General features: G+C 68.3%; 25 protein-coding genes, 1 tRNA gene and 2 pseudogenes. 13 read left to right on the forward strand and 15 right to left on the reverse strand.

Features of this window, described 5'->3' with window-relative positions; translation table 11 throughout:
* Window positions 1-451: 451 nt before the first annotated feature.
* From ACLJO0_RS43605 to ACLJO0_RS43645, 9 genes are read right to left on the reverse strand one after another with little or no spacing between them, the layout of a single operon-like run.
* Window positions 452-1,912 (reverse strand): class I adenylate-forming enzyme family protein, encoded by a 1,461-nt coding sequence (locus ACLJO0_RS43605; protein ID WP_410585768.1) that lies wholly within the window; start codon window positions 1,910-1,912, stop codon window positions 452-454.
* Entirely contained in the window at window positions 1,909-3,282 is a 1,374-nt protein-coding gene (locus tag ACLJO0_RS43610) for a CoA transferase (protein WP_410585769.1), read from the reverse strand. Before ACLJO0_RS43610 ends, ACLJO0_RS43605 begins: the two co-directional genes overlap by 4 nt.
* Complete coding sequence (locus ACLJO0_RS43615) at window positions 3,279-4,070, reverse strand: class I SAM-dependent methyltransferase (RefSeq protein WP_410585770.1); 792 nt, start codon at window positions 4,068-4,070, stop codon at window positions 3,279-3,281. Before ACLJO0_RS43615 ends, ACLJO0_RS43610 begins: the two co-directional genes overlap by 4 nt.
* A complete protein-coding gene (locus tag ACLJO0_RS43620) occupies window positions 4,061-5,554 on the reverse strand; it encodes a class I adenylate-forming enzyme family protein (RefSeq protein ID WP_410585771.1) in 1,494 nt (497 codons plus the stop codon). The genes ACLJO0_RS43615 and ACLJO0_RS43620 overlap by 10 nt, the downstream gene beginning before the upstream one ends.
* Window positions 5,551-6,843 (reverse strand): protoporphyrinogen/coproporphyrinogen oxidase, encoded by a 1,293-nt coding sequence (locus tag ACLJO0_RS43625; RefSeq protein ID WP_410585772.1) that lies wholly within the window; start codon window positions 6,841-6,843, stop codon window positions 5,551-5,553. Before ACLJO0_RS43625 ends, ACLJO0_RS43620 begins: the two co-directional genes overlap by 4 nt.
* A complete protein-coding gene (locus tag ACLJO0_RS43630) occupies window positions 6,840-7,763 on the reverse strand; it encodes a UbiA family prenyltransferase (RefSeq protein WP_410585773.1) in 924 nt (307 codons plus the stop codon). The genes ACLJO0_RS43625 and ACLJO0_RS43630 overlap by 4 nt, the downstream gene beginning before the upstream one ends.
* Window positions 7,760-8,401 carry a class I SAM-dependent methyltransferase gene (locus tag ACLJO0_RS43635; RefSeq protein ID WP_410585774.1) on the reverse strand — a complete coding sequence of 214 codons (642 nt, stop codon included), beginning with the start codon at window positions 8,399-8,401 and terminating at the stop codon, window positions 7,760-7,762. The genes ACLJO0_RS43630 and ACLJO0_RS43635 overlap by 4 nt, the downstream gene beginning before the upstream one ends.
* Window positions 8,401-9,522: a DegT/DnrJ/EryC1/StrS family aminotransferase gene (locus tag ACLJO0_RS43640; RefSeq protein ID WP_410585775.1), complete on the reverse strand. Its 1,122-nt coding sequence runs from the start codon at window positions 9,520-9,522 to the stop codon at window positions 8,401-8,403. Before ACLJO0_RS43640 ends, ACLJO0_RS43635 begins: the two co-directional genes overlap by 1 nt.
* On the reverse strand, window positions 9,519-10,733 hold the full coding sequence (locus ACLJO0_RS43645; protein WP_410585776.1) for a DegT/DnrJ/EryC1/StrS family aminotransferase: 1,215 nt from the start codon (window positions 10,731-10,733) through the stop codon (window positions 9,519-9,521). The genes ACLJO0_RS43640 and ACLJO0_RS43645 overlap by 4 nt, the downstream gene beginning before the upstream one ends.
* A 99-nt stretch (window positions 10,734-10,832) precedes the next feature.
* Between ACLJO0_RS43645 and ACLJO0_RS43650 the strand changes: the two genes are divergently transcribed.
* The 6 genes from ACLJO0_RS43650 to ACLJO0_RS43675 are packed head-to-tail and all read left to right on the forward strand — an operon-like array spanning window position 10,833 to window position 16,207.
* Window positions 10,833-11,861 (forward strand): Gfo/Idh/MocA family oxidoreductase, encoded by a 1,029-nt coding sequence (locus tag ACLJO0_RS43650; RefSeq protein WP_410585777.1) that lies wholly within the window; start codon window positions 10,833-10,835, stop codon window positions 11,859-11,861.
* Window positions 11,851-12,669, forward strand: a complete 819-nt coding sequence (locus ACLJO0_RS43655; RefSeq protein ID WP_410585778.1) for a sugar phosphate isomerase/epimerase family protein — start codon at window positions 11,851-11,853, stop codon at window positions 12,667-12,669. The genes ACLJO0_RS43650 and ACLJO0_RS43655 overlap by 11 nt, the downstream gene beginning before the upstream one ends.
* Window positions 12,666-13,886: a M20/M25/M40 family metallo-hydrolase gene (locus tag ACLJO0_RS43660; RefSeq protein WP_410585779.1), complete on the forward strand. Its 1,221-nt coding sequence runs from the start codon at window positions 12,666-12,668 to the stop codon at window positions 13,884-13,886. Before ACLJO0_RS43655 ends, ACLJO0_RS43660 begins: the two co-directional genes overlap by 4 nt.
* Window positions 13,883-14,932, forward strand: coding sequence for an Ldh family oxidoreductase (locus tag ACLJO0_RS43665; RefSeq protein WP_410585780.1), 1,050 nt, complete (start codon window positions 13,883-13,885; stop codon window positions 14,930-14,932). The genes ACLJO0_RS43660 and ACLJO0_RS43665 overlap by 4 nt, the downstream gene beginning before the upstream one ends.
* Window positions 14,929-15,873 (forward strand): Gfo/Idh/MocA family protein, encoded by a 945-nt coding sequence (locus ACLJO0_RS43670; protein ID WP_410585781.1) that lies wholly within the window; start codon window positions 14,929-14,931, stop codon window positions 15,871-15,873. Before ACLJO0_RS43665 ends, ACLJO0_RS43670 begins: the two co-directional genes overlap by 4 nt.
* Complete coding sequence (locus ACLJO0_RS43675) at window positions 15,806-16,207, forward strand: DUF6917 domain-containing protein (protein ID WP_410585782.1); 402 nt, start codon at window positions 15,806-15,808, stop codon at window positions 16,205-16,207. Before ACLJO0_RS43670 ends, ACLJO0_RS43675 begins: the two co-directional genes overlap by 68 nt.
* 49 nt (window positions 16,208-16,256) lie before the next feature.
* On the opposite strand, the gene ACLJO0_RS43680 is transcribed toward ACLJO0_RS43675, so the two are convergent.
* The 4 genes from ACLJO0_RS43680 to ACLJO0_RS43695 all read right to left on the reverse strand — a co-directional run bounded on the left by ACLJO0_RS43680 (window position 16,257) and on the right by ACLJO0_RS43695 (window position 19,343).
* Entirely contained in the window at window positions 16,257-16,793 is a 537-nt protein-coding gene (locus tag ACLJO0_RS43680) for an EF-hand domain-containing protein (protein ID WP_410585783.1), read from the reverse strand.
* A 77-nt stretch (window positions 16,794-16,870) separates the two neighbouring features.
* Window positions 16,871-18,118, reverse strand: coding sequence for a nucleotide sugar dehydrogenase (locus ACLJO0_RS43685; protein ID WP_410585784.1), 1,248 nt, complete (start codon window positions 18,116-18,118; stop codon window positions 16,871-16,873).
* A 31-nt stretch (window positions 18,119-18,149) separates the two neighbouring features.
* Window positions 18,150-18,458 (reverse strand): hypothetical protein, encoded by a 309-nt coding sequence (locus tag ACLJO0_RS43690; RefSeq protein ID WP_410585785.1) that lies wholly within the window; start codon window positions 18,456-18,458, stop codon window positions 18,150-18,152.
* A gap of 213 nt (window positions 18,459-18,671) precedes the next feature.
* Window positions 18,672-19,343, reverse strand: a complete 672-nt coding sequence (locus tag ACLJO0_RS43695) for a TetR/AcrR family transcriptional regulator (RefSeq protein ID WP_410585786.1) — start codon at window positions 19,341-19,343, stop codon at window positions 18,672-18,674.
* Window positions 19,344-19,440: 97 nt separating this feature from the next.
* Here ACLJO0_RS43695 and ACLJO0_RS43700 point away from each other — a divergent pair, with 97 nt between their 5' ends.
* A complete protein-coding gene (locus ACLJO0_RS43700) occupies window positions 19,441-20,403 on the forward strand; it encodes an SDR family oxidoreductase (RefSeq protein WP_410585787.1) in 963 nt (320 codons plus the stop codon).
* Between the two features lie 381 nt (window positions 20,404-20,784).
* Window positions 20,785-21,327 carry a hypothetical protein gene (locus ACLJO0_RS43705; protein WP_410585788.1) on the forward strand — a complete coding sequence of 181 codons (543 nt, stop codon included), beginning with the start codon at window positions 20,785-20,787 and terminating at the stop codon, window positions 21,325-21,327.
* Between the two features lie 2 nt (window positions 21,328-21,329).
* Here the strand turns inward: ACLJO0_RS43705 and ACLJO0_RS43710 are convergent, their stop codons facing one another.
* Entirely contained in the window at window positions 21,330-21,941 is a 612-nt protein-coding gene (locus tag ACLJO0_RS43710) for an ANTAR domain-containing response regulator (protein WP_005157321.1), read from the reverse strand.
* Window positions 21,942-22,114: 173 nt separating this feature from the next.
* Here ACLJO0_RS43710 and ACLJO0_RS43715 point away from each other — a divergent pair.
* The 4 genes and pseudogenes from ACLJO0_RS43715 (at window position 22,115) to ACLJO0_RS43730 (ending at window position 24,438) form a co-directional block, all read left to right on the forward strand.
* A tRNA-Leu gene (locus ACLJO0_RS43715) sits at window positions 22,115-22,188 on the forward strand.
* A gap of 149 nt (window positions 22,189-22,337) precedes the next feature.
* A pseudogene (locus ACLJO0_RS43720) lies at window positions 22,338-22,505 on the forward strand (DUF2637 domain-containing protein); the annotation flags it as partial.
* A 109-nt stretch (window positions 22,506-22,614) separates the two neighbouring features.
* Window positions 22,615-22,995 carry a hypothetical protein gene (locus tag ACLJO0_RS43725; protein ID WP_410585791.1) on the forward strand — a complete coding sequence of 127 codons (381 nt, stop codon included), beginning with the start codon at window positions 22,615-22,617 and terminating at the stop codon, window positions 22,993-22,995.
* A gap of 705 nt (window positions 22,996-23,700) precedes the next feature.
* Complete coding sequence (locus tag ACLJO0_RS43730) at window positions 23,701-24,438, forward strand: DNA-binding response regulator (RefSeq protein ID WP_410585789.1); 738 nt, start codon at window positions 23,701-23,703, stop codon at window positions 24,436-24,438.
* Between the two features lie 44 nt (window positions 24,439-24,482).
* On the opposite strand, the gene ACLJO0_RS43735 is transcribed toward ACLJO0_RS43730, so the two are convergent.
* Window positions 24,483-24,797, reverse strand: a complete 315-nt coding sequence (locus ACLJO0_RS43735; RefSeq protein ID WP_410585790.1) for a hypothetical protein — start codon at window positions 24,795-24,797, stop codon at window positions 24,483-24,485.
* Window positions 24,798-24,940: 143 nt separating this feature from the next.
* Between ACLJO0_RS43735 and ACLJO0_RS43740 the strand changes: the two are divergent.
* Window positions 24,941-25,216: pseudogene (locus ACLJO0_RS43740) on the forward strand (hypothetical protein); the annotation flags it as partial.

Below are 25,216 nucleotides of genomic sequence, written 5' to 3' on the forward strand. Positions count from 1 at the left end.
CCGCTCCCGAAAACCCCAGTTCCGTCGTCTGCGGCGACAGGACTCGCGACGCCGTAGCGGCATCCCATTGAGGGGTAAGGCGAACGTGTCGCGTTCGTCGCTGAACCCGTGGTCGAGATGCGTCGCGAAAGCCACTTTCGCGACGCCTGACGTCCCGAAAGTGGCTTTCGCGACACGGTCGCCCCGCGGCTGCGAGCGAATCCCCGCGACGCGACACCTTTGACCTTCTACTCAATAGAACCCTCATTGCCACTCACGGCCCCGGCCAAGAACCCCCCACATGGATGCCAATCGGACGTTCGGCTCTCAGAGAGCGCCCTTTGTGGATGGTCGAGGAGACCCGGTCACGCCACCTTTGCCTTACCCCTCAAATAAATGCCTGGTCGCACGGCATCTCCTGTCTCGTCGGTCCCGTTGCCGATCTTCGAGCGCCCGGTTGCGGGCACGCGAATCATGACGGGCAGCGGCGGGCCGCGAGACTGGCGAGCGTGCGATGACAGACCTTGCCGGTCCGGCCCAGCGGGAGTTCGGGAAGGGTGAGCAGGAGTTCCGGCAGTTTGCGGACGGCGAGGCCTCCGGCGGTGAGGAACGCCGTGAGCTCGGGCAACGTCGGCGAGTGTCCGTCACGGACGGTCACGCAGGCGCAGAGCCGTTCCCCCAGGCCGGTGTCCGGGACCGGGACGCAGGCGACCTCGCTGATCGCGGGATGGTCCCCGATCGCGAGCTCGACCTCGGCCGGGCTGATCGTGTACCCGCCGCGGATCACCACGCGTTTGCGCCTGCCGGTGACGTGGAGCCTGCCCTGCTCGTCGAACCGGCCGTTGTCACCCGTCCGCACCCAGCCCCCGTCGAGCCGGTTCGTGGCGTCCAGTTCCGGCGCGGCGACGTAGCACAACGGTGTCATGGGACCTCGTGCGCAGATCTCGCCGTCGACGAGGCGGATCTCGCAGACGGCGGGATCCGGGACGCCGACACCGTTCTCCGGCTCCGTCGTATGACAGTTGACGCCGTCGGACGAGCCGTAGATGTCGATCATCCGGACGCCGAACCGCCGACGGCAAGCGTCGCGTGTCGACGGCGGCAGCGTGTCACCGCTCGACACGATGGACACGAGTCCGGAGGTGTCCACCGTCGCGGGGTGCTCGACCATGCGCCGCCACATCGCAGGTACGGCGAACACCTGCGTCGGACGGTGCTCGGTGATCAGCCGGAGCGCCGCGCCCGCCTCGAATCGGCGTGTCAAAATCAGCGTGCCCCCGGCGCGGCACAGTGTCACCGGCACTCCGAACGAACCGAATCCCGAGGTCAGCGAGACGAGGACCAGGTCGCGAGGCGCCGTGGTGCCGCCATGGACGGCACGGAGATAGTTGGCCCGGCCGCCGGCGAAAGCGTTGTGCGAGTAGGCGACCATCTTCGGCTCGGCCTCCGAGCCGGACGACACCAGGATCCGGGCCGGAGCGTCCGGATGCGGACGGATGTGTGCGGCGCGGCGCGGATCCGACGATCCCTCCACTCGTCCGTTCTCGATGACGAACCGGACACCCGCGCGGTCGAGGAGGCTGTCCGAGCCGGACGGCAGTGGCAAGACCACGGCGCCGAGTGCGAAGACGGCCAGTTCGGCGATCACCGCGTCCCGCCCGTCGGGTTCCCGCACCGCGACGATATCCGTCGAACCGCATCCGGCGACCGAAAGCCGGGCCGCCAGTTTCCGCACCGCGGTGTCCAGCGTCGTGTAGTCGAGCGCGCCCTCGTCGTCGATCACCGCCGTGCGAAGCGGATGCTCGCGCACCCGGTCACGGAACAACGAGTACAGCTCGCGATCCGGGCAATGTCCACATCGGACCCATTCGCGGCGTAACGCGGCGGGCACGAGGTCACGCAGGATCACCCCGGTCGCCGACACCCAGGTCATGACCTGAATTCCCACGGCGATCCGACGAGTACGCAGTCGGTGTGGATCAGCGCGCGGGAAAAGCGGGGATCCGCGGCGAGGGCGGCGAGGTCGTCGCACACCGGAACGGTGAGCGGGCGATCGCAGGTCCGCCGCGCGCCCGCGTTGAGCCTGCCCGCCGCGGACAGGAGCGACGAGTCGACACGGGTGGCGCCACGGGCCAGGCCCGTCACGATCCCGTGTGCGCAGACGACGCCGCCGAACACGTCGACGATCGTCATCAGCGACGACGGGATCCCCGCGTGGGCCTGCACGACGAAATCCGTGCCCACCGGGGGTTCCGGGCCCAGTTCGGTGCCCCATCCCGACGCGTGCGCGTACAGGATCCCCGGCCGGGCACGCGCCAGATCGAGAGCGCGCAGCGACCATCGCCCGGCCTTGCCCGGTGCCCAGTTGTGCAGGAACACGTCGGCGCCGACGGCGAGTTCGAGCAGGTGGTTCCTGCCTTCCGGGGTGCTCAGGTCGATCTCGACGGCTTCCTTGCCGTCGTTGAGCGCGCGGAACCTGGCCGAAGTCCGCCCGGCGATCGGCGGGACCCAGCGCAGCGGGTCGCCGCCCGGCGGTTCGATCCTCAGCACCGTCGCGCCGAGCAGCCGGAGCAGGTGTCCCGCCAACGGACCCTGGACCCGGCGGCAGGATTCGAGCACGACCAAACCGGACAACGGAAGTGGCTCCACCGGCCGGACCGGCCGGTACCCGCGGCCCTCGCCGCGCACGACGAACGCGGGCGAGATCTCGATCGGGCGGTCCGCCACTCGCACCAGCGTCATCCCGGACCGGACGGCGACGTCCTCGATGTCGGCGATCGGCCGGGCGGCAAGGGTTTCCGTCAGCCGCGGCGGCAAGGGGCAGGTCGCGGTGGCGAAGCGTTGCATGAACGGCCGCCAGCCATGGGAAGTCGTTCGCTCGTCGACACCGAGACCCGCCCAGAATCGTTGCCACACCGCCGGATCGAGGGTCTCGATCTCGAAGAAGACCCCGTCGGCCGAAGGGAAAGGCGGTCCGCCGGGAACCAGCGGCTCCTCGTGATCGTCGTCGGTCGTCGCCGCCGCGAGATACTGCGAGATCGCCAGCAAAGCCGCCTGCGCCAGTGAAGTGGACACGCCGCGCAGCGGGATGCCCCGGCCGTGGGCGAGCTTCAGCGCGACGGTGCCCAGCTCGGCGAGTTCGGCCGCGAGGATGGACGCGTAGTCGAGGCCCAGCCGGGTCGGCCCGCCGGACCTCCGGCCGTGTACGTGCATGATCCCGCAGGCGGCTTGCACGTCGAGCTCACCGGCCAGCGGCAGGTCGACGGGGCCTGCCACGGTCACGGTGTCGAGTGCGGCGCTCATCCGGCGCGCCTGCCGTGCACGGAGTACACGACGCACGACGACGCGCGGAAGCCCGGATCCGCCATGACCGCACGCACCTCGGCGAGCTCGTCGTCGGTCAGGCCGGCCGCGATCAGCTTGTCCCGCAGGTGATGGGTGTGGTGGATCAGCAGGTTCAGCCCGGGTGAGCCCGCCCGCCACGGGAACAGCACGGGCACCGGATCGACGTCGACCAGGCCGGCGGCGGCCATCGACGCGGCGGCGCGGCGGCCCCACGTGCCGTCCCCGCCCGCCATGGTGAACGTCTTTTCCTTGGCCGCCAGGAACTTCTCGTAGAGTTCCGCCGATCGCGCGTCGGGCGCGAGCAGCACCGGACCGTAGGAGATGTCGAACTCGTCGATCTGCATCCAGCCGCCCGGTTTGAGGGCACGCACCAGCTTTCGAAGCACGGCCTCCCGCTCGGGCAGATGCTGCAGTACCAGCCTGGCGTGGATGAGGTCGAAATCGTCGCGGGGCAACGGATCTCGGACGATGTCGTGCCGGAGCACGGTCAACCCCGGCCCGGAGGCGAGGTGGCCGGTCTTGATGTCGGTCGCCAGCACCGACCCGGTCGGCGCCACCCTGGCGGCGAGCCACTGTGCGACGCCGCTGCCGCCCGCGCCGACCTCGAGGCAAGCCCAGCCATCACCGACGCCGGTCTCCCCCAGCCGCGCCAACGTGATCGGGTCATACGCCTCGGAAAGACAGCGATGCTGTTCGATGGCGTGTCCACTGTCGTTGTCGAACACGTAAGCCGTTGTCACGTCCACCTTCCCGATCCGTGCGTTTCGGCCGTCCCGGTCAGCCGCGCCAGCAGTTCCAGTCGCCGCACCTTCCCGGTGCCCGTTCTCGGGACCTCGTCCCACCGGAGCACCACCGGCTCCCCCAGCGGCGGCAGGTCGAGTACCGCGGCCCGCCAGCGCGCCGGATCGAGGCCGGTGTCGGTCACGACGACCGGGATCGGCGCCTGTCCCGCCGCGGAAAGCAGCACGCATTCGGCGATGGCCGGGAGGCGGTCCTCGATCTGGTCCTCCACGGCGAGGCAGCTCATTCCGGGAACGCTGTCGACCTCGCGATCCAGCAGGGTCACCGCGCCGGTCCGGCTCACCACGCCGAGGTCTCCGGTGTTCCACCACGGTCCGTGGGCCTTGGCCTCCCACCGGTCCTGTTCACCCACGTACGCCACGCATCGGGCGCGAGTGCGGGCCAGCACCAGCCCGGCGGTGCCCCGCGGCACCGGTTCCGCGGTCTCCGGGTCGACGACCCGCAACCGGGCGAGGCCCGGCAACGGCCTGCCGAGATCGCGCGTCGTATGCGCGGAACGTCTGGTGAAGAACCGGAACGAGAGCGGTCCCGTCTCCGATTGACCCCAGCCCTGCATCCACAGTGGACGCTTCCGGCGGGTCGCGTGGAGCATCGTCCTGATCACCGGAGGATGCACGGCGTCGTAGGTGCTGACGAACCTCCGCACGCGGCGGAACGGGTTCTCCAGCGTGTCCGCGAGCGGCCGCCAGCGCACGTATGCCGACGGGAGTGCCTCGATGACGGTCGGCCGATGACGGCCGAACACCTTTGCCGCCGAAGAGGAATCGCTCAGGATCACGATCTCCTTCGGCGCGAGGCACAGTGCCGACGCCGTCCAGCAGAAGGTGCGGCCGTGCGCGTACGCGCTGGCGTTGCCCAGCACGTCGTCACGCCGGAGCCCGAGGACGGGCCAGCGGACCGACTCCGGCCGCGCCAGCCGGTCGATGATCGTCCGCGTCGTGTGGACGACCAGTTTCGGTGTTCCGGTCGTTCCCGAGGTGTGGCAGATGAGCAGCGGTTCGTCGTCGTGCCTCCGGTGCGGCGCGGGCGGCGACGCGGCGGCGAACTCCTCGACCCGCAGGACCCGGTCCGCGCCAGGGGCCGGGCGATCGGTGACGAGCACCGCGGGACCGAGGCGTTTCAGCAGGAGCTCCACCGTGTCGTCCGGCAGCAGGCCGGACAGCTTCGCCGGGACCGCCCCGATCCGCACCGCGGCGCAGGCGAGCAGGTCGTAGTCCCAGTGGTTGCGCTTGACGATGGCCACCCGGTCCCCCGGCCCCACACCGGCTTCGGACAACCATCCCGCGGCGTCCCGCACCAGCCCGGCGAGTTCGGCGACCGTGTACTCGGTGCCGCGCATCGGCGCGATGTCGAACGGCCGGTCGAGGTGGACCCTCGTACCGGTGTGCGCGCACTGGTCGAACAGCGTTCCCATGTCGTGCGGTTTCATCGGGCCCTTTCCTCCGCCGGACTAGTGGCGAGCCGTCGTGCGGCCCGGATACCGGACCGGACGGCCGCTTCGCTGCACGGGCTCAGGAACACCCAGTCACCCGCGTAGTCGACGACGCCACGGCCGAGACCCGCCTCGAACGAGGCCCGCAGGGCGAGCGCCCGAGGCGTCGCTTCGGGCGCCGCGTGCCGAACCCGCCGGACGATCGAGCGGCGGGTCGCCGAATTCAGGCCGGGAACGAGAGGTTCGGCGGCTCCTGCCAACCGGCTCGCCACGTCCTCGTCGGAGGCGTCGAGCAGCTCCGGTACCACGGCCGGATGGGCCATGAGCGTGACCAGTCCGCGGCCGTCCGGCGCGCGGCCGGGGTGTTTCAGATGGTCGAAGATGACCGTCGACACCGTGCCGTTCTCCGCGGTCGGCACGACCATGGCGTAGTCGGGACCACCGAGCGGACGATCGAGCAGCAGATGCGCCTTGACGACCGGGGTGAACGAGCAGGCGTCGAGGAAGTCCGAACCGTGCCGCGGGTGCAGCCGCGCGGCCACCGGGGCGGGCACGGCCAGCACGACCGCGCGCGCCGTGATCTCGCGCGTGCCGCTGAGGATCCGCGCCGAGGAACCGTCATCGATGACCTGATCGACCCGGAACCCCGTGCTGACGTCCGTTTTCGCGGCGAGAGCGCGGGCGAAGGTGTCCATGCCGTCGCGGTACGCCCGCCAGGTCGGCGGCGGTCCCACCGCGGTCAGCAGGGCGAGCAGGGGTGCGGCCGCCGAACGCGCCGGATCCCAGCCGAAGAAGCCGGAGACCACCGGCTGTAGCAGGTAGTCCAGGAGATCCGGATGATGTGGTGCGGCGAACTCCGCGACGGTGGTCTCACCCAGCCGGGAGGCCTCCGGGCGTTCGGTGTCGAAGCTCCCCCGGATCACGCGCGCCGCGTCCAGCCGCGCCCGGAGGGACAGCCCCGCTCCGGTGAGCAGTCCTCGCGGCTGCGCGACGCCGGACCGCGCCCGGCCGCGCCACATCGCGATGCCACGGCCGATCCGGGGCGCCGCGGCGGCGTCGACGCCCAGTTCCGCCAGCAGCCGCCAGGTCGCCTCGTAACCCCGCTCGGCCATCTGCTCGGCACAGGTGTCGATCAGATAGCCGTCCTCGCGCAACGTCGTCATCCGGCCGCCGACCACGTCGGCCGCTTCGAAGACCCGCGCCTCCCGCCCCGACCGGCCGAGCCGGTACGCGGCGGTGAGCCCGGCGACGCCCGCGCCGACCACCGCCACGTCGACGTCGGTCACGTGATCACCACCAGGTTCACCACGACCAGTATCAGCACGGTGAGCCGGTGGATCCGGATGCCGAGCATCCGCGCCCGCAGGATGTCGTCCTGCGCGAACCCGAGCCACAACTGCCGGATCCGCGCCACGATCGTGGGCGACAGCGCGAGCGGGAACCACCACGGGCCGCCGAGCGCGGGTACGGCGAGGATCAGCGCGAACTCGGCCGCCGAAACGGCGATCACGAAGAACATGTTGCCCCGCGGGGAGGTCAGGGCCGCGACCGTCGGCCTGCCGACCCGCCGATCGCCCTCGACGTCGTTGGTGTTGGAGTAGACGCCGAACAGCAGCGGCCCCAGCCCGAACAGCAAGGCCTGGGCGAGCGCGAATCCGGTGAACTCACCGGAGGCGAGACCGTACGGTGCCAGCACCAGCGCCCAGCCGAGCGCCGCGATGAAGAACTCCTGGAAGCCGTGATAGCTGAGCTTCACGCCCCAGGAGTACTGCAACGAGAAGACGTAGGTGACGACGATGAGCACGACAGTCCACACAGGACGGTTGGGGGCGATCGCGATGGCCGCGAGCCACAAGGCCGCACCGATGACACCGGTCGCCCACGCGAACCGCAGCACCTGGTCCTCGTTCAGCGTTCCCGCCACCAGTGGCTTGCGGTACCGCTTGCGCCGGAGGTCGTCGGGCGAGTAGTTCGTGATGTCGCTGCCGTCGCGGTAACCGGTGAGGTCGTCCAGCGCGACCATCGCCGCGATCACGAACACCTCGCCGAGCAGGAACACCCCGACCGACGCCAGGACACTCGCGTCGAACCTCGACGTCGGCGCGAGCAGCGTCCACACCAGGATCACGCCGAGGTAGTAGTCGACGATGTCGAGCTTCGCGAGCCGGAAGTACGCTTTGCCGCGAGTGACGGCAAGGGTGGTCATCGCGGGTCGTCCAGCGCGATCAGCGCGGCGAACGACCGGTCGCCGCCATAATGCAGCTCACGCCGTTCGAGCAGGTGGGCGCCGGGAAGAAGGGCCAAGTACTCCTCCACGGTCCGCAACCTCGAGAACCTGCCGACCGGGACGTCGGCCTCCTCGTACTCCACCAGGACGAGATGCCGGGCCGCCGCGGCGATCGCCCGGCACGCTCCGGCGATCTCGTCGTCGTCCAGGACGTGCATCAGCACCCACACGCAGACGGCGGCGTCGAATCGCCTGTCCTGCCAGGGAAGCCGCTGGACGGTCGTGTGCACGAAGTCCACAGTAGACAGATGGGCGCAGTTCTCCTTGGCCAGCGCGAGCATCCGCGGGGTCATGTCGATCGCCGTCACCGTGCGGGCCTGCGCCGCGATCGCCGGGGTGAGCCTGCCCATCCCGCACCCGATCTCCAGCGCGGCCCCCACCCCGCCGAGTGAACGCAGCAGGCTCGTGACGAGCCGGATGGTGCGCGCGGTCGTTTCGGCCGCGAGTTCGGCGGGCTGGGAGGCCCGCATGACCCGGGCCAGTCCGGGGCGCTCCGCGCGTCTGCGCCACTCGTCGGCGACCTCACTCGGCGCGGGGGTCCGGGTTACCTGCTGCATCACGACTCCTTCGCGAATCGGCACACCGCGTCCGCGATGCGTTCCACCTGCTCGTCGGTCAGATGCGGGTAGATCGGGATGGCCAGCGTGCGCCGCGCGGCCGACTCCGCCGCGGGCCAGGCGTCGCCCGGCCGGGTGTAGCCGACGAAAGCGGGCTGCCGCGGCAACGGCGCCCGGTAGTACACGTGCGAGCCGATCCCTTGCGCCGCCAAGTGGTCCCGGAGTTCGTCCCGGCGCTCGCTCAGGAGCGAATAGACGTAGTAGCACCGTCCGTCGCGAGCCGGAGGCGGCGCGAGCACACCGCAACCGGCCAGTTCGGCGAACCGTCCGGTGTAGTACTCGCCGATCCGTGCCCTTCGTTCGAGCCGGGCGGACAGGGTCGGGAACCGGTACAGCTGGAACGCCGCCATGATCTCGTCGAACCGGCTGTTGTACCCGACACGGTGATACAGGAAGCGGCTCTTGCCGTCCTGGCCGTGGTTGCGCAACATCCGTACCACCGAGCCGAGCTCGCGGTCGCCGGTGACGACCATTCCGCCCTCGCCCGGCATGCCGAACGTCTTGACCTGCACGAACGAGTACACCCCCGCGTCGCCCCACCGCCCGGCCGGGGTGCCCGCGAGCGTCCCGCCCTGTGCGACGGCGGAATCCTCCAGCAGCCGCACGCCCGCGTCGGTGGCGATCCGGCGCAACGCGGGCATGTCCGCCATGACCGAGAACATGTGCGCCGGCATGATCACCTTGGTGCGCGGGGTGATCAGCCGGGCGACCTCGGCGGGGTCGACGACCATGGTCCACGGGTCGATGTCGGCGAACACCGGCGTCGCGCCGAGCAGCGCGGGCGCGGCCGCGAGCGGTGCGCACCCGAAGGCGGGCACGATCACCTCGTCCCCGGCGCCGACGTCCATCGCGCGCAGCACCAGCATCAGCGCGGAGGTTCCACTTCCGCAAGCAATCGCGTCCGCGGCACCGACCGAATCACGGATGACCTGCTCGAATCGGGCAGTATGCACTCCGAGAATGAATTTCTGTTCCGGCGCGAGACCGACCATCCTGACGATGTCCAGAAGTTCTTCGCGGTCGTCGTCGAAGAGATCCGTCGGGAAGAACGGCAGCGTCATCCGCGCCGCCCCGGAAAGAAATCGCGGATCGAGTCGCAGACCCGGTCGCAATCGGCGGCCGGCATATCCGGATACAGCGGTAACGCGAGAGTGTGACGGCAGGCATTCTCGGCGTTCGGGAAATCACCCTTTCGATAGCCGAGTCCGGCGAAGCAGGGTTGCAGATGAAGCGGCGTCGGGTAGTACACCTCGGTCTGCACGCCTTTCGCCGCCAGATGCGCCGCCAGATCGTCCCGCGAGTCCACCTCGACCACGTACACGTAGAACACGCTGTCCGGCCGCGTCACCGGCAGCTTGCGTACCCCGGCCACGTCCGAGAGCGCCTCGTTGTACCGGGAAGCCAGTTCCGCGCGCCGGGCGATGTCGTCGTCGAGCCCGGTGAGCTTCGCGAGAAGGACGGCCGCCTGGATGTCGTCCATCTTGCTGTTCACACCGGGCAACCCGGTCTCCGTCGAGATCGCGGGGAAGTCGGCGATCGTGCCGCCGAACCGGCCGTGGTGGCGGAGCCCGTCGACGGTCCCCGCGATCCGCGGGTCGTCGGTGAGCACCGCACCCGCGTCACCGAGCGCGCCCAGCGTCTTCGTCGGGAAGAACGACAGCACGCCACCGGCGCCGAACAGTCCCGCGTGGGTGCCGCGGTGCCGCATGCCGATGGCCTCCGCGCTGTCCTCGATCACCGTGAGCCCGAGGCGGCGCGCGACGCCGAGGACCCCGTCGATGTCCGCGAGCTGCGAGAACAGATGCGTCGGCATGACGAACCGGGTGCGCTCCCCCGCGGCGTCGGCCACCGCGGCGGGGTCGATCCCGTACCCGTCCGGCTCGATGTCGGCGAAGACCGGGGTGCCGCCCGCGAGCACGACCGAGGTCGCCGTCGCGCCGAAGGAGAAGGCCGGGACGACCACTTCCTCACCGGACCGGAGACCCGCCGCCCGTAGCAAGAGGACGAGCGCGTCCGTTCCGCTGTTCACCCCGATGACGAACTTCGCGCCCGTGTACGCCGCCAGCGCGGCTTCGAGCTCGGCCACCTTGCGACCGTGCGAATACTTGCCATTCTCGATCACGTCGAGAATATGTCGCCTGGTACTGGTCCAGGTTCGCTCGAATGTGGCCGATTGGTTGTGGAAAGACACCGACAGCGTACCCACCTCCGGTGGCGTAGGAACCGTTCCCGAGCGTAGGTCAGGCAATCCGGCAAGCAGGCAGGTTCGCACTTCCTGGTCAACCCGGGACCGAAGCATTGACACTTGATCTTCGTGATGTCAGTTTTGAAATGGATTTCGAATTGCGAAACTCGAGGAGCAGACTCACCAGTGCGTTCATTCGTTGTGGGACTCGGCCGCGCCGGCGCGGGTCTGCATCTTCCGGTCTTGGCCAAACTCCGCGAACGAACCCCTCAGCTCTTCGACGATGGCCCCGTCACGGCGTGCGAGCCGCGACAGAACGTCGCCTCCCGGCCGGGTCTCGTGGTCGCGCCGACCATCGACGCCGCGGCCACCGGGCTCGATCCCGACGACACCGTCGCCCACGTCTGCACACCGCCGACCGAACGTCTCACGGTGCTCACCGAGCTCGCCACGCTGGGCTTCCGCAAGGTGATCGTGGAGAAACCGCTCGCCGCCGACATCGACGACCTCGCCCGCATCATCCGCCTGCGCCGCAAGTACAAGCTGCATGTCGAGGTCGTCGAGCCCTGGCTCGCCAGCACACTCACCGCACGGTTGGTCGAGCTGATCCGCGACGGCCGGTTCGGCGCCGCGAAGTCGATCGACATCGTCCAGAACAAGCCGAGATTCCGCCGTTCACTCGTCCGGCCTGGGCATCCGACCGCCTTCGACGTCGAACTGCCGCACGGGGTCGCGCTCGCGCTGCGGCTCGCGGGCGCCGCACGGGTCACCCACGCGTCCGGGACCGATCTCGAAGTCGAGGGCAACATCGGCCCCCGGATGGGCGGCGCCACGATCGGGCTCCGGCACAACTCGGGTATCCACACGGAGATCCGTTCGGACCTCACTTCCCCGGTGCGGGAACGGCGGGTCACCCTCGAATTCGAACAGGGCACCGCTGTCGGGCATTTCGCGGTGAGCGGCGACGACCACCACTCCCAGCTGACGCTGTCTTCGAACGGCCGGTCCGAGCACGTCGTGCTGCGGGACGACGCGATGACCGAGTGGATGTTCGAGGCCTACCGGAAGTTCCGGCTGGACGGGGAGCAGACCCAGGGGTTCACCTTCGCCACCGAGGTGGTGCGGCTGCTTTCGGTGGCCAAGAACATCTGCGCGGAACCGGTCTCCCGGCCGAGGCGTCCCGAACCCGACGCGGTGGCCACCCATGCCGGATGACCCGGTGCTCGCCGGCATCACGGACGAGGCGGCGGCGGACCTCGGCGGCCAGCTCTCGGTGCTCGACGCACTGGGGTGGAAGGCGATCGAACTGCGCAGCGTCGACAACGCCGCCATCGCCGACCTCTCCGACGAACGGTTCGACGCCGTCGCGACCACCTTGTCGCACCAGGGAGTGCGCGTGGTCTGCCTGGCGTCCCGGATCGGTGGCTGGGCCCGGCCGATCGGCACCGATTTCCGGCACGACCTTGTCGAACTCGACGTACTCGCCGGGCGGGCCAAGACGGTCGGCACCCGCTACCTCCGGATCATGTCCTATCCCAACGACGGGCTGAGCGATCACCGATGGCGCGCTCAGGTCATCGCGCGGATCACCGTCCTCGCCGAACGCGCCGAAAAGCACGGGGTGACGCTGCTGCACGAGAACTGCTCGGGCTGGGCGGGGACCAAGGCCGAGCGCATGCTCGAACTGCTGGACGAGGTCGCCAGCCCGGCGCTGAAGTTGTTGTTCGACACGGGAAACGGCGTCGCCCACGGGTACGACGGATTCGACCTGCTCGCCGACATCGCCTGCCACGTCGAACACGTCCACATCAAAGACGCGGACGAGCGCGGCTTCACCCTTCCCGGTCAGGGCGCCGCGCGGGTCGCCGACTGCGTGAAACTCCTCCGAGCCAACGGCTACCAGGGCGCGTGGTCCTTGGAGCCGCATCTCGCGATACAACCGCACGAACAGGGTGTGCCGGCACCCGGCGCGATCTCCGCGTTCGTCGCCGCGGGCCACGCTATGGCCGGGCTGGTCCAATGATCCCCTCGGATCGGGACCTGCTGTTGCGGCTACTCGACCTGCCGACGGCCGGTCCGCTCGAGACCACCGGCGAGGTCCGGCTTTGGGACGCGATGCGCGCCTACGCCGACGCCGCGACCGAAATCGGTTTCGACGTCCTGAGTCTCGCCGCCCCGGACACGTCGGTGCTGGACCGCCCCGGTGTTCCCCTCGCGGTCCGCGACGCCGGGCCGGAGTTCCTCGCTTGCCAGCCGAGCCTCGCGCTGCGGATCGGCCCGGCCGCTCCCGCCGTGCTGTTCAACGTGCACCTCGACACGGTGGCGCCGTTCGAACCGGCGGGTTTCGACGGCACCAGGTTCACCGGACGCGGCGCGATCGACGCGAAAGGACCCGCTGTGGCGCTGCTGGCCGGTGTCCGGGCCGCCATCGCGGCGGATCCGGCGGTCGGCCGGGATACCGGTGTCCTCATCCAGGCCGTGTCCGGTGAGGAGGGCGGCGCGATGGGCACCTTCGGCACGCGGCCGCTCGTCGAAGCGGGATTTCACGGCGCTCTCAACATCTTCTGCGAGCCGACCGGGCTGCGGTACCTGCCCCGATGCTCGGCGTCGATGACCGCGTGCGTGCGTGTGGAGGGTGAAGACGCCATCGACGACGAGCCGCACCGGGGGCACAACGCGACGGTTCTGCTGGGCTTCCTCGCCCAGCACCTCGCGGACGACCTGGCGAAGCACGGTCAGGTCTGTGTGGCCGGGCTGCACACCGGACGGTTGCACAACAGGGTGTACGGCAGCGGAGAGCTTCTGCTCAACATTCCTTACGACTGCGAAGAAGTAGCGGCGAAGATGACTTCCGCTCTGGAGGACGGGCTGCGCACCGGCATCGCCGGGTTCGTTTCCCGGTTCCGGGAGTCGCCGTCCTTCGCCCGCACCGCGACGGACGCCGCGGCGATCACCGGCCTGCGGTGGCTGAAACGCGATCTGCCCGCTTTGCCGGTGCAGGACATTCCGCTGCTGGACGCGTTCGTTCCGCGCTGGCCGGACGACGAGCCCGGATTCACCTGCGACGCCCTGTGGCTCGCCGGAGTCCCCGGCGCCCGGACGGCCGTTCTCGGTCCCGGTTCGCTGGGCGCCAACAACGCCCATTCGCGCGGGGAATACGCCGATGTCGAAGAACTCGACCGGTTCAGTGAGCTCGTGCGCGAGATCGTCGTGCGGTTCAGCCGGAATGGAGGAGCATGACCGTGCTGGTGCCCTATCCGGCCTTGCTTTCCCAGGTCACCACGGTTTTCGTGGACCGCGGGATGCCCGAGGACCGGGCGGTGATCGCCGCCACCGCGTTGTGCCACGGTGACCTGACCGGGGTGACCTCGCACGGCCTGGTCAATCTGACCCGGCTGTACCTCCCCCTGCTCGACCAAGGACGCGCGGAGCCGAAGGCGGACATGGTCGTCGAGACCGATCTCGGCGCGTGTGTCCTCGCCGACGCCCGCCGCACGCTCGGCTTGTGGTCGGCGTCGCAGGCGATGGAATTGGCGTGCGCCAGGGCTTCACGGCACGGCGTCGGCATGGTGTCGCTGCGCGGGGCCACGCATATCGGCTGCGCCGGTCACCACGCCGCGCGCGCCGTCACGCACGGCATGATCGGCCTCATCGCCTCGAACTGCGGCGGGCAGCGCATCGCCCCGCCACCGGGCGGCGCGGCCGCGATGCTCGGCACGAACCCGCTCGCGCTGGCCTGCCCCGCCGGTGGCGCGCATCCGTTCGTCCTCGACATGAGCACCACGGTCGTCCCGACCGGCCGGATCCGGGCCGCGGCACGGGAAGGCCGGGAGATCCCGCCTGGGTGGCTCGCCGACGACGACGGTTCACCGGTGACCGATCCCGCCGCGTTCGACCGCGGTGAAGCTCACCTGCAGTGGCTGGGCGGCGCTCCCGAAACGGGGGCGTACAAGGGATTCGGGCTCGGTCTGCTCGTCGAGGTGCTCGGCGCGCTGGTGCCCGGCGCCACGCTCGGCGCGACCTCCGCCGACGCGGACCGAGACGACGACATCGGGGTCCTGGCGCTGGCGATCGCCCCAGAAGTGTTGCGCTCCGGATTCGCCTCCGACGCGTCCGCGCTCTTCACCGCCGTGCGTGGCTGGCCCGCCCGTGATCCCGCCTCCCCGGTCGCCTACCCCGGCTGGCACGAGGGCGAGCGCGCGGCCCGGTTCCGCGACCACGGTGTGCCGGTTCCTGACGCGGTCCACGAGGAACTCCGCGCGGCACTGGAAAGGACGCCAGGATGATCCGGGCCGGAGTCGTCGGACTCGGTGTCATCTCGAAGTTCTACCTCGCCGCGCTGGAGCGATCGCGGGAGTTCGCGCTCGCCGCGGTCTGCGATCTCGACCCGGCCAAACTCGCGAAAAGCGCTGTGCCCGGCTATCGCGATCATCGCGAGATGCTCGCCGACGGCGGGCTCGACGCGGTGATCGTGACCGCGCCCAACGACGTCCACGCCACCGTGTGCCGGGACGTGCTGGACGCCGGCCTGCCGGTGTGCGTGGAGAAGCCGATCGCCACCAGGCTCGCCGACGGCGAGGATCTCGTGGCGAGGGCGGCGCGGCGGGACGTCGCGCTGTTCACCGCTTTCCACCGCAGGTACAACGGCAACGTGCTCGCCCTGCGTGAGCGGCTCGTCGGCGGGCCACCGATCGCTTCGCTGACGGTGCGCTATCTGGAGCGGATCGAAGAGCACGTCGGCGGGGATCGCTGGTACCTCGACGCGACGCGGTGCGGCGGTGGCTGCGTGGCGGACAACGGGCCGAACGCCCTCGACCTCGTCCAATTGTTCCTCGGCTCGATGGTGCTGCGGGACGTCCGGATCAGCCGTGACGCGGACGGTGTCGACCGGCGGGCGACGCTCGTGCTGGAAGGCGCTGTCGTGGAACTCGACTGGTCGTTTCCCGGTGAGGTCAAGGATGTCGAGGTCCGGCTGACCGACGGCACCGTCCTGCGTGCCGACCTGCTCGCCGGTTATCCGGAGTTCAAGGAGTCGCTGTGGCACGAGTACGCCGGACTGCTGCGTGAGTTCGCACAGGCCGTACGCACGGGCGGGGCTTGGCGCGACAGCGGCCTCGACGCACTGTCCATAGTGGACGAGTGTTATCGAAGGGAGAACGATGCGGGAAGACGGACCGAAACGCGAGATCATCGGCACAGTGGTGAAGGTGCTCGTACATCACCGTGACGACCGGGGAATGAGTCTCGAACCGTTCGCCAGCCGGTGCGTCCGCGTCGGCGAGGTACACGAACTCGTCACGACCAGCCATGACGACACGGAGCCGGGAGCGCGCATCGACCACGTCGGCTTCCTCGGCTTCGCCGAAATAGCGCGGGCCGGCGTGATCGACCGGGGCGACGAGGTGTGGATCGGCGGCGAACTCGTCGGCACCGTCCTCGGCTTCGACGGCTGCCATTTTCCCAACCACTACAACATTCTCATCCACACCGCGCTGCCCGTCACCGGCGAGGAGCTCGGCCTGAAGCCGGAACGGGAAGTCAGCTTCCGCGGCCGGTGGTGAGCGGCCTCCGCGCCGGAGAGCCACTCACCACCACGCTGTCAGGTCACCGTCATTTGCCCAGCAGCGGCACGTCGCTCTTGCCGAGATGGTAGTCACGGACCGCGTGCACGAGTTCGTCGACGGTCAGCTTCCCGTTGCCGTTGACGTCGATGGCCCGGAACGCGGGAGCCACGGCCGAGGCTTCGACACCGATGGCGTTCAGCCACTTGGCGAACTCCTTCTGGTTGACCTCGCCGTCGCCGTCGGTGTCGCACAGGCCGACGATCGCCGCGATGGTCGGACGGACCACGCGCGAGAATCCCGCGTCGCCCTCCTGGAAGATCTGCGCTTCGATCACCTGCGTGAACTGCTGCTCGTTCAACGAGCCGTTCGGGCCGACACCCGCCTTGCCGGCCAGGTACTCGTACATCGTCAGGAACGAGTCCTTCACCGCGCGGGCCTGTGGCGACGCGTGGTCCTCGCCGAACGCGTCGATGATCCGGGTGGCCTCGGCCTCGAAGTCGGACCTTTCGATCCTGCCGTTGCCGTTGACGTCCCACTTCTCGAAACGCTTCTTGAGCCTGTCGTTCTTGACCGCCGTGGTCATTCGTACACTCTCCTATTCGCGGAAGCTTCGAAGAATTGCGGTACCGGCGTCCGCCCGGCACACCCCGGGCGGAACGTTCAAAGACGGACGACCTCCTTTCCGGGAACCTGTCCCGTCACGTCGAACAGCAACCTGGCCGTCGAGGCCAGGCGGCCGTGGTCATAGGCGCGGTGCGCCACCAGCAGGACGGCGACGTCCGCGGTACGGAGCACCTCGTCGAGGTCGGCCACCGGTGGCCCCAGTTCGGGCACCGTGACGGCCACCGGATCGTGGTAGGACAGGTCGGCCCCGAGCGCGCGCAACCGGACGGCGATCCGGATGGCGGCGGACTCGCGGGTGTCCGGCACATTGGCCTTGTACGCGACACCGAGCAGGAGCACTTTCGCGCCTCGCAACGGTTTCCCCTGTTCGGCGAGCAGCCGTGTCACCCGTTGGACCACATGCTCCGGCATCTGGTCGTCCACGAGGCGAGCCGCGTGGACGACGCCGAGCAGGGCGCCTTCCCGCTCGGCCTTGTCCAGCAGGTACTTGGGGTCGACCGGGATGCAGTGCCCGCCCACGCCCGGCCCCGGCACGAACGGCGTGAAACCGAACGGCTTGGTCGCGGCGCAGTGCAGCACGTCCCACACGTCGACGCCGATCCGGTCGCAGAAGATCGCGATCTCGTTGACCAGCGCGATGTTCACGTAGCGGTAGGTGTTCTCCAGCAGCTTGGCCATCTCGGCTTCCCTGGTGCCGCGCGCCACCACCACCGTGTCGACGAAGCGCTCGTAGAATTCCGCGCAGGACTTGGCGCATGCCGGGGTCTGGCCGCTGATCACCTTCGGGGTGTTACGGATGCCGAAGCGCCGGTTTCCGGGGTCGACCCGCTCGGGTGAATAGGCGAGCGAGAAGTCCTTACCCGCGGTCAGACCGTATTTCTCCAGGATGGGCCGGACTATCTCGTCGGTGGTGCCCGGAAAACTCGTCGACTCGATCACCACCAGCGTGCCCGGCGTCAACTGTTCGGCGACCGTCGCCGCCGCGGCTCGCACGGCGGCGAGATCGGGCCCGCCCGCCGAATCCAGCCCGGTCGGCACGCAGACCACGATCGTCTTCGCGTCGCCGAGAACCTCGGGATCGGTCGTCACGGTGAACCCGCCCGCCCGCATGGACCGCAATCGGCTCGCGGGCACGTCGGGCACATGCGAACGGCCCGCGGCCACCGCGGCCGCCACTCGCGGCGACGTGTCGTACCCGACGACCGACAACCCCGCCGCGGCGACGGCTTCCGCCAGCGGTAGCCCGACGTAGCCGACTCCTACAACGACAACGTCGACAGACACGGGACCCCCTCAGTCTCGTCACGCGAACCGATCAGCTGACCGAGAATGAGCCACTACCCGCAGCGACGTGGGAGCCGTATCCCGCTCTGACCGTCAAGCCGGGCGTCAGGCACAACGGATCGCCGTGAATGACCAGATCCGAAGAACTCAGGTTGGCCAGAACATGGGCGGCGATAGGAAGTTTGTTGCACCCCTCAGGATTCCTGAAGGTGTCCAGCCGCTGGAATTCGGTGGAGAAGACCACCACACTGCCGGCCGCTGCCTCCGCGGGCGGACTCGGCAAGATCAGCAAGGCGCCCGCGGATGCCGCGCTCAACGCCGCTATGACAAGACGATTCATCGAATGCCTCCACATCCAAGATCACGACTTCTCTCCGCACGCTAACAGTCACTCCGCGTAAAACTCGCTGCTAGGCGGATCTTCACGCGCACAGGTTGCGGCCGACCCGGACGGATCATTCGGATGGCTGCCTCAAGCGCTCTCTACGTGATCTTCAAACGCGCGCTGTTCACATGAACGAGTGGCGCGAACGCTTTCTCGGACGACGGAGGACTACTCGACCGGACTATCCTTTGTGGACCGGCCGAACAACCCGTCCACGATCAGCTCCGCGAGTTCGCGCGCGGTGCGCGCCTGGCTTTCCCGCGTGACCGGCTGGGCACGTCCGAGCCGATGCGCGAGCGGCAGTTGCACCAGACCGGCGACCGGGCTGATCACGGCGAAGAACAGTACGTCCACGGGCACGGTGGGCAGCCGGCCGGCGGCCATGAGCCGTTCGAGTGCCGGGACCAGCGGACCCAACGTCGGTTCCACGTAGTGCTCGTACAGGTAGTCCAGACGCTCGGACTCGCGGGCGAATTCGTCGGCGAGCAGGCGGCCGAGCAGGGGCGCCTCGACGGCGGCCTGGTAGAAGTGGACGATCACGGCGCGGACCCGCTCGGCGTCGTCCATGTCGGCCTCGATCAGCCGCCGCCGGTCTCGCTGGTCGCGTTCGAGGGTCGAATCCACCACGGCCCGCCAGAAATCGGCCTTTGATCCATAGCGGTCGTTGATGAAGTTGTGGCTCACGCCGAGTCGTCTCGCGAGCTCCCTCGCCGAAGTCCGGTCGTAACCGAGCTCGGCGAAAGCCTCCATCCCCCGCCGAAGGATCTCCGCCTCGGCGGGCACCGGACGCGCGCCTGCCCCGGGACGCCCTGGTCCTCGCCCCGCACCCGCTGCCGCCATGCGTTCATTCTCCCGAATAACTGGGTGACTCAACTTGACACCTGTCAGATAGACCTTAATCTGACAGGTGTCAGCCAGCAAGCCGAGGAGAAGAACGATGGCGAAGACCACGCCGGACATCCCGGTCCCCGATCTCACGGGCAAGCTCGCAGTGGTCACCGGAGCGAGTGACGGCGTCGGCCTGGGGCTGGCGAACCGGCTCGCCGCGGCGGGCGCGGAGGTCGTCTTGCCGGTCCGCAACCCGCGCAAGGGCGAGGCCGCGATCGCGCGAATCCGCCGCGAGAACCCCGATGCCGAACTCTCCCTGCGTGATCTCGACCTGTCCTCACTGACGTCGGTCGCCGCCTTGGCGGACCGGCTCGCCGAGGAAGGGCGGGCGATCCACCTCCTGATCGCCAACGCCGGCGTGATGACACCGCCCGACCGGCAGACCACCGAGGACGGTTTCGAACTGCAGTTCGGCACCAACCACCTCGGGCATGTCGCCCTGGTGGCACGGCTGCTTCCGCTTCTGCGCGCGGGCAAGGCCCGGATCACTTCGCAGATCAGCATCGCCGCCGGACGGCATTCCCTCAACTGGGACGATCTCCAGTGGGAACGGAAGTACAACGGCGATCAGGCCTACAGCCAGTCGAAGATCGCCTTCGGCCTGTTCGGCCTCGAACTCGACAGGCGCAGCCGTGACAACGGCTGGGGTATCACGAGCAACCTCTCCCATCCCGGGGTGACACCCACGAACCTTCTCGCCGCGCGCCCGGAAATCGGCCGCGGCCGCGACACCATGACGGTGCGATTCATCCGTACGCTGGCCGCGCGCGGAATCCTGTTCGGGAAGGTGGAGTCGGCGCTGTTGCCCGCTCTCTACGCCGCGACGTCGCCGAGCGCCGAAGGTGGCCGCCTCTACGGACCCAGCGGCTTCAACCACCTCTCCGGCCCGCCCGCCGAACAGAAGCTGTATTCACCCTTACGCAGCACGGATGACGCGCGCCGGATCTGGAAGATCTCCGAAGAGTTGACCGGCCTTCGTTTCCCAGCCGAGAGCGACCGTCCCCTCGCTTGATTCGCTTCACTTCGCGCATTTCCGTTTCCCTCGCCGTTTCATTGTCCGATACCGCACTTCGCGGCATTATCCGGCACGGAATTCGACCCCAGCGTCGGATTCCTGGCCGCCTATCACGACCCGAGTCGCGGTGGGCTCCATCGTCATCAACCGGACAGTCCGACGACAATACGGCCGGCGATGATCGGGACACGGGAATAAAACAGCGGCGCTGACCAGCGTCAATACGTCGCACTGGGACGAATCGGCCCCCAGCGGACAGTTCAGGGAGACGGAATTCGTCCCTCCCTCGCGCCGGAGCGATCCCGTACGATGAGCCCCATGTCGGGGGACGAACCGAAGAAAACCGACGACGAGCCCGAATACAAGAAGTGGGCCGTCATGATCGGCGCGGTCAGCGGCGTATTGGCCATTTTCGTGGCCGTCAATACGCTGACCGGGTTCAATCCATTCAAGGACCCCGACCCGTCCACCACCAGCGAGCCACCGGTTTCACGGACGTTCGCGGCGGCGACGAGCGCGCCGCGGACGACCCGGGCCACCGAGCCGGAAAAGACACGTGAACCGGTGTCGAACACCGACGTGGCGGACGTGACCACCACCCAAGCCACCCGGACGACGCCGCCGGCCCGGCCGGAATTCCAAGTGCGCTCGTCGCAGTGGAACGGGCCGTGCAACGACAACGCCTGCTCGATGAGCGCCGTGTTCCGCAACAACGGCGGAACGGGATCCGGGAGCGCGACCTTCTTCGTGCTGTGGCCGGACAAGTTCAGCTATCTCGCGCAGTGTTCCGTCGCCTTGCCGAGGACGGCGGGCGACGATTTCACCAGCGCCGGTTGCATCGCGAGCAGCGCACAGCTCCAGGACTATTTCCGCACGCACCGCGGCGGAACCGTGCGCCTGTACGTCAAAACCGAAAGCTGACGTCAGCCGATACTCTCGACGACGGCCTCGGCCACCGCCTTCATCGTGGTCCGGCGGTCCATCGCGGTGCGCTGTATCCACCGGAACGCGTCCGGCTCGGTGAGCCCCTGACGGCTCATCAGCAGCCCCTTGGCGCGGTCGATGACCTTGCGCGTCTCGAGCCGGTCCGTGAGACCCGCGACCTCGGACTCAAGGGCCTGGAGCTCGGCGAACCGGCTCACGGCCAACTCGATCGCGGGCACAAGGTCGCGCTTCGCGAACGGCTTGACCAGGTACGCCATCGTGCCCGCGTCCCTCGCCCGCTCGACCAGGTCACGCTGACTGAACGCGGTCAGGATGACGACCGGCGCGATCCGGTCACCGGTGATCTTGGAAGCGGCCTCGATCCCGTCGAGCTTGGGCATCTTGACGTCGAGAATCACCAGATCGGGCTTCAACTCGGTAGCAAGGTTGATGGCCTGCTCGCCATCACCGGCCTCGCCGACCACCTCGTAGCCCTCTTCGCGCAACATCTCGACGAGGTCCAGCCGGATGAGGGCCTCGTCTTCGGCCACGAGCACCCGCCGCTGGGGTGCGGCGACGGCACCATTGGCCTCGGCAGCCTGCTCGGTCACCGGGGTCCTCCTGAAGGTCGTCGGGCAGTTCGGCTCGCGGTCTGTCCGCGAACCTGAAGCCTACCGGGAACGATCCAGACGGCTAGATGGCGTTCACCACGTCAGACGGTCGTCACACTCCCGGGCCCGGCGAACGGCGCGCTCCCGTGATCCCGTAAAGTTCACCGCGCACCGCCCCCGTAGCCCAACTGGCAGAGGCAACGGATTCAAAACCCGTCCAGTGTGAGTTCGAATCTCACCGGGGGCACAAACAGCATCTACATGGACTCCTTCCTCTCGTGAACTGCGGATTTCCGCGACGACGGTGATCGAACGACGCCGTCGCAACGCCCGGTGACCGCTGTGACCACCACGAGCGGAGCAACATCCGGCGCATTGCGTGACCCGGCTCTGGCGGTGCAGTGCAGCTGTACAGCCCTGGTCGCCCTCGGCGCCGCTTACGCCTCCTACCGCCACGGACGAGACTTCGCGCTGCAATTCGGCGCAGACCGCACCACCGCCGCCATCTGGCCACTCATCGTCGATGGCCTCCTCATGATCGCCACCGTCGAGCTCTGGAAGCCGGTGGACCGCGACCGAGCCGGAGGCCGCTGGACGGCATGGCTTGCCTTCGTCTTCGGCATCTCGCTCTCGCGCCAACGTCGGCTCCGCAGCCGACCTGAGCATGTTCGGCGTGATTGTCGCCGCCTGCCCTCCTCTCGCCTTGCTCCTCGCCGTCGAACTACTCAACCGAGCGCTCAAACGACACAGGACCGAAGCTGTCGGCCCCAGGGAGGAACAGAGTGCCGACAGCGTAGGAACAACTTCGACTAGCAACACCACCGTCATCCAGCTGACCTCGGAGAACGAACAGGAGCCACCTGTCGAGCAGACCGCTGAAGAACGCATGAGGGTCTATTACCTCGCCGAGCAAGCCGAAGGCCGAACGCATCCACTGCTGCTCGCGGCGGCCGGGAACACCTCGGCGGTATGGGAAGACCTGCGCACCTGCCGAGCCAGCGTGATCTTGGCCCGCGCGCTCGGGGAATGCCGGCAAGGCCAGCACCTCTCCTAACAGCTACCGCGCGGCACCTACACGCCGCTGACGGGGTCAGACAGTCAGCGGCCGGACGCGCTCGACCGGGGAGGGCGATCGCGATCGCTGACCGTGTCGCAACTGCAGGCGCGAGAACGCCGGATTACCTGCTGCTCCTGCAGGAAGGCGGCCGCCAAAGGTGTGATTAATTCACGGTGGAGACAGTGTATTTCCTCCCTTGCTTCCCTGGAATCGTTGACCTATTTTCGGTGCAGTGAAACAATTTGACCACGCTGGGGATATGCAGAATTCCCCATGCTGGACAATCTTTGCCTGCTCTTAGTAGTCCGCGATGGGAGAAGAATAAAAGAAGGTTGGCTCTGACAATGCTGGCGTCGATGTTCTTTGCCTTGGTCGTGATGGCGAATCCAACGCTGGTAGTGCGGGAACCGTGACCCCCTGCTTGTGTCTATGCCCCGCAAGACTGCCATCGGAAACAAGTATAGGCAACTTTGCGCCTTCAGGTGATCGTCGACCCATCATGCGGAACCATCGCCCCTGGAACCTGCATATCGTAACCTTTCATGGGTTCTTTCCGAAAGTGGACCGCACTGAATTGTGGTGAATGTTACGCCGCATGAAATCAAGGAGAATTTACGTGAAGAAGCTTTCCTTGTTCGCGGCCGCAGGCGCGAACACGACGGGCCCGATCATGATGGCCGGTGTCGACGAGGCGGGTGGCTGATGGTTGGTGTGGTGGTGGCTGGGTGCGACGAGGTGCTCAGCGCGGGGTTCAAGGTAGTCATCGAGGAGCGTGCCGGACTGGGCGCGGTGGCAACTGTGGCTTCGCGGGCGGGGCTTCCTTTGGGGATTCGCGACCTCGCTCCTCGAGTGGTCTTGCTGGATGACGGCTTGGTGGGTGACGGCGAGATCGTCGAGAGGCTGGTGGACGGGCGCGGCGACGTGGCTCCGGAGGTGCTGTTGCTGACCGAGTCCGGAGACTTGGAGGTCACCTTGATCGGGTTGCGGGCCGGAGCGCGAGGCGTGTTGTCCAAACACGCCTCCGCCGACGAAATCGCCGCGACCGTCCGTTCAGCGGCGAAGCGCGAGGCTGTCGTCACCCAGCCAGTCCTGCGGAGGCTGATCGAAGCCTACGCGGGCATTCCCCCGCATCGCGAGCAGCTTCCCCGCCTCCTGTCTGTGCTCACTTCCCGGGAAACCGAGGTTCTGCGGGCGGTCGCCACGGGTATGGACAACGCCCGAATCGCGAGGAAATTGTTCGTGAGCGAGTCCACGGTGAAAACCCACTTGAACCGCGCGATGGTGAAACTGGGAATCTCCAGCCGCGCCGGTATTGTCACAATGGCCTACGAGAGCGGGCTCGTGGTCCCGGGCCGTCCCGGCGGGATAGACATGCCGACCTTGACCCCGTCCGGAAAGCGCGTGTCCGTCGGGACTTCCCGAGGAAATGGCCCTCCTTGAGGAGAGCTCCGGGAAGTCGTCATCCGGTGATTCCCGCCTTCAGGTCAGGGGCGGCACGGGCCCTGGATTTGCGTGGCGGTGACTTTCTGTGCCCCGGCCCAGCCGAGGTAGACCTCCTGGTTTGGGGCCATACACTGGGTCCTGGACGAGGACGGGCCGCCCCCGTAGCGCACGAAATCGAACCGGACCAGGCCGGTGCCGCCGCAGTTGTGGTAGTAGTACCCGCCAGCCCAGTTGGTATAGAGGCCACATTGCTGTGCGGCTGCCGGCGCTGCCGTAGCGGGTTGGGCCAGCAGGGCGCCGGTCGCCGCGATTCCTGCGGTCAGTGCCGCGAGTGTGAGCTTGGACTTCTTGGACATTGTCGTCCCCCCGTAAGTGTGGATTTGGTTGCTTTGTCTTAGGGAGGACGGTATTTATCCGTGGTTTCTTTGTCGTCCACCGCTTGCGGTACTTTGCGAGTGGACCGAGGCGGCAGTGTTGTCACATCGGTGGAACCGAAATCGTGTCCAGGTCGAAGGAGTGGGAATTGCAGTCGAGTTCGCCGTTCGCCAGATTCGCCGCGGCCTTGGGCGCCGTGGGAAGTTCGGTGTTCGTGTCCGCGGGAATCGGCTATGCGCTGATCACCCTCAGCGGGAAGGTGCTGACACCTGACGAAAGTGTGGCCTTCCTGGGGTTCTGGGGCGTGCTCATGGGGGTCGCCAGCGCTCTTTCGCCGATCGAGCAGGAACTGTCCCGGCAGGCCGCGGCCGCCTCGACCTCAGGCACCCCGCTCGGCGCG

Origin of the sequence: Amycolatopsis sp. lyj-108 (assembly GCF_046549005.1) — a bacterium.
In the GTDB taxonomy this organism is placed as follows: Bacteria; Actinomycetota; Actinomycetes; order Mycobacteriales; family Pseudonocardiaceae; genus Amycolatopsis.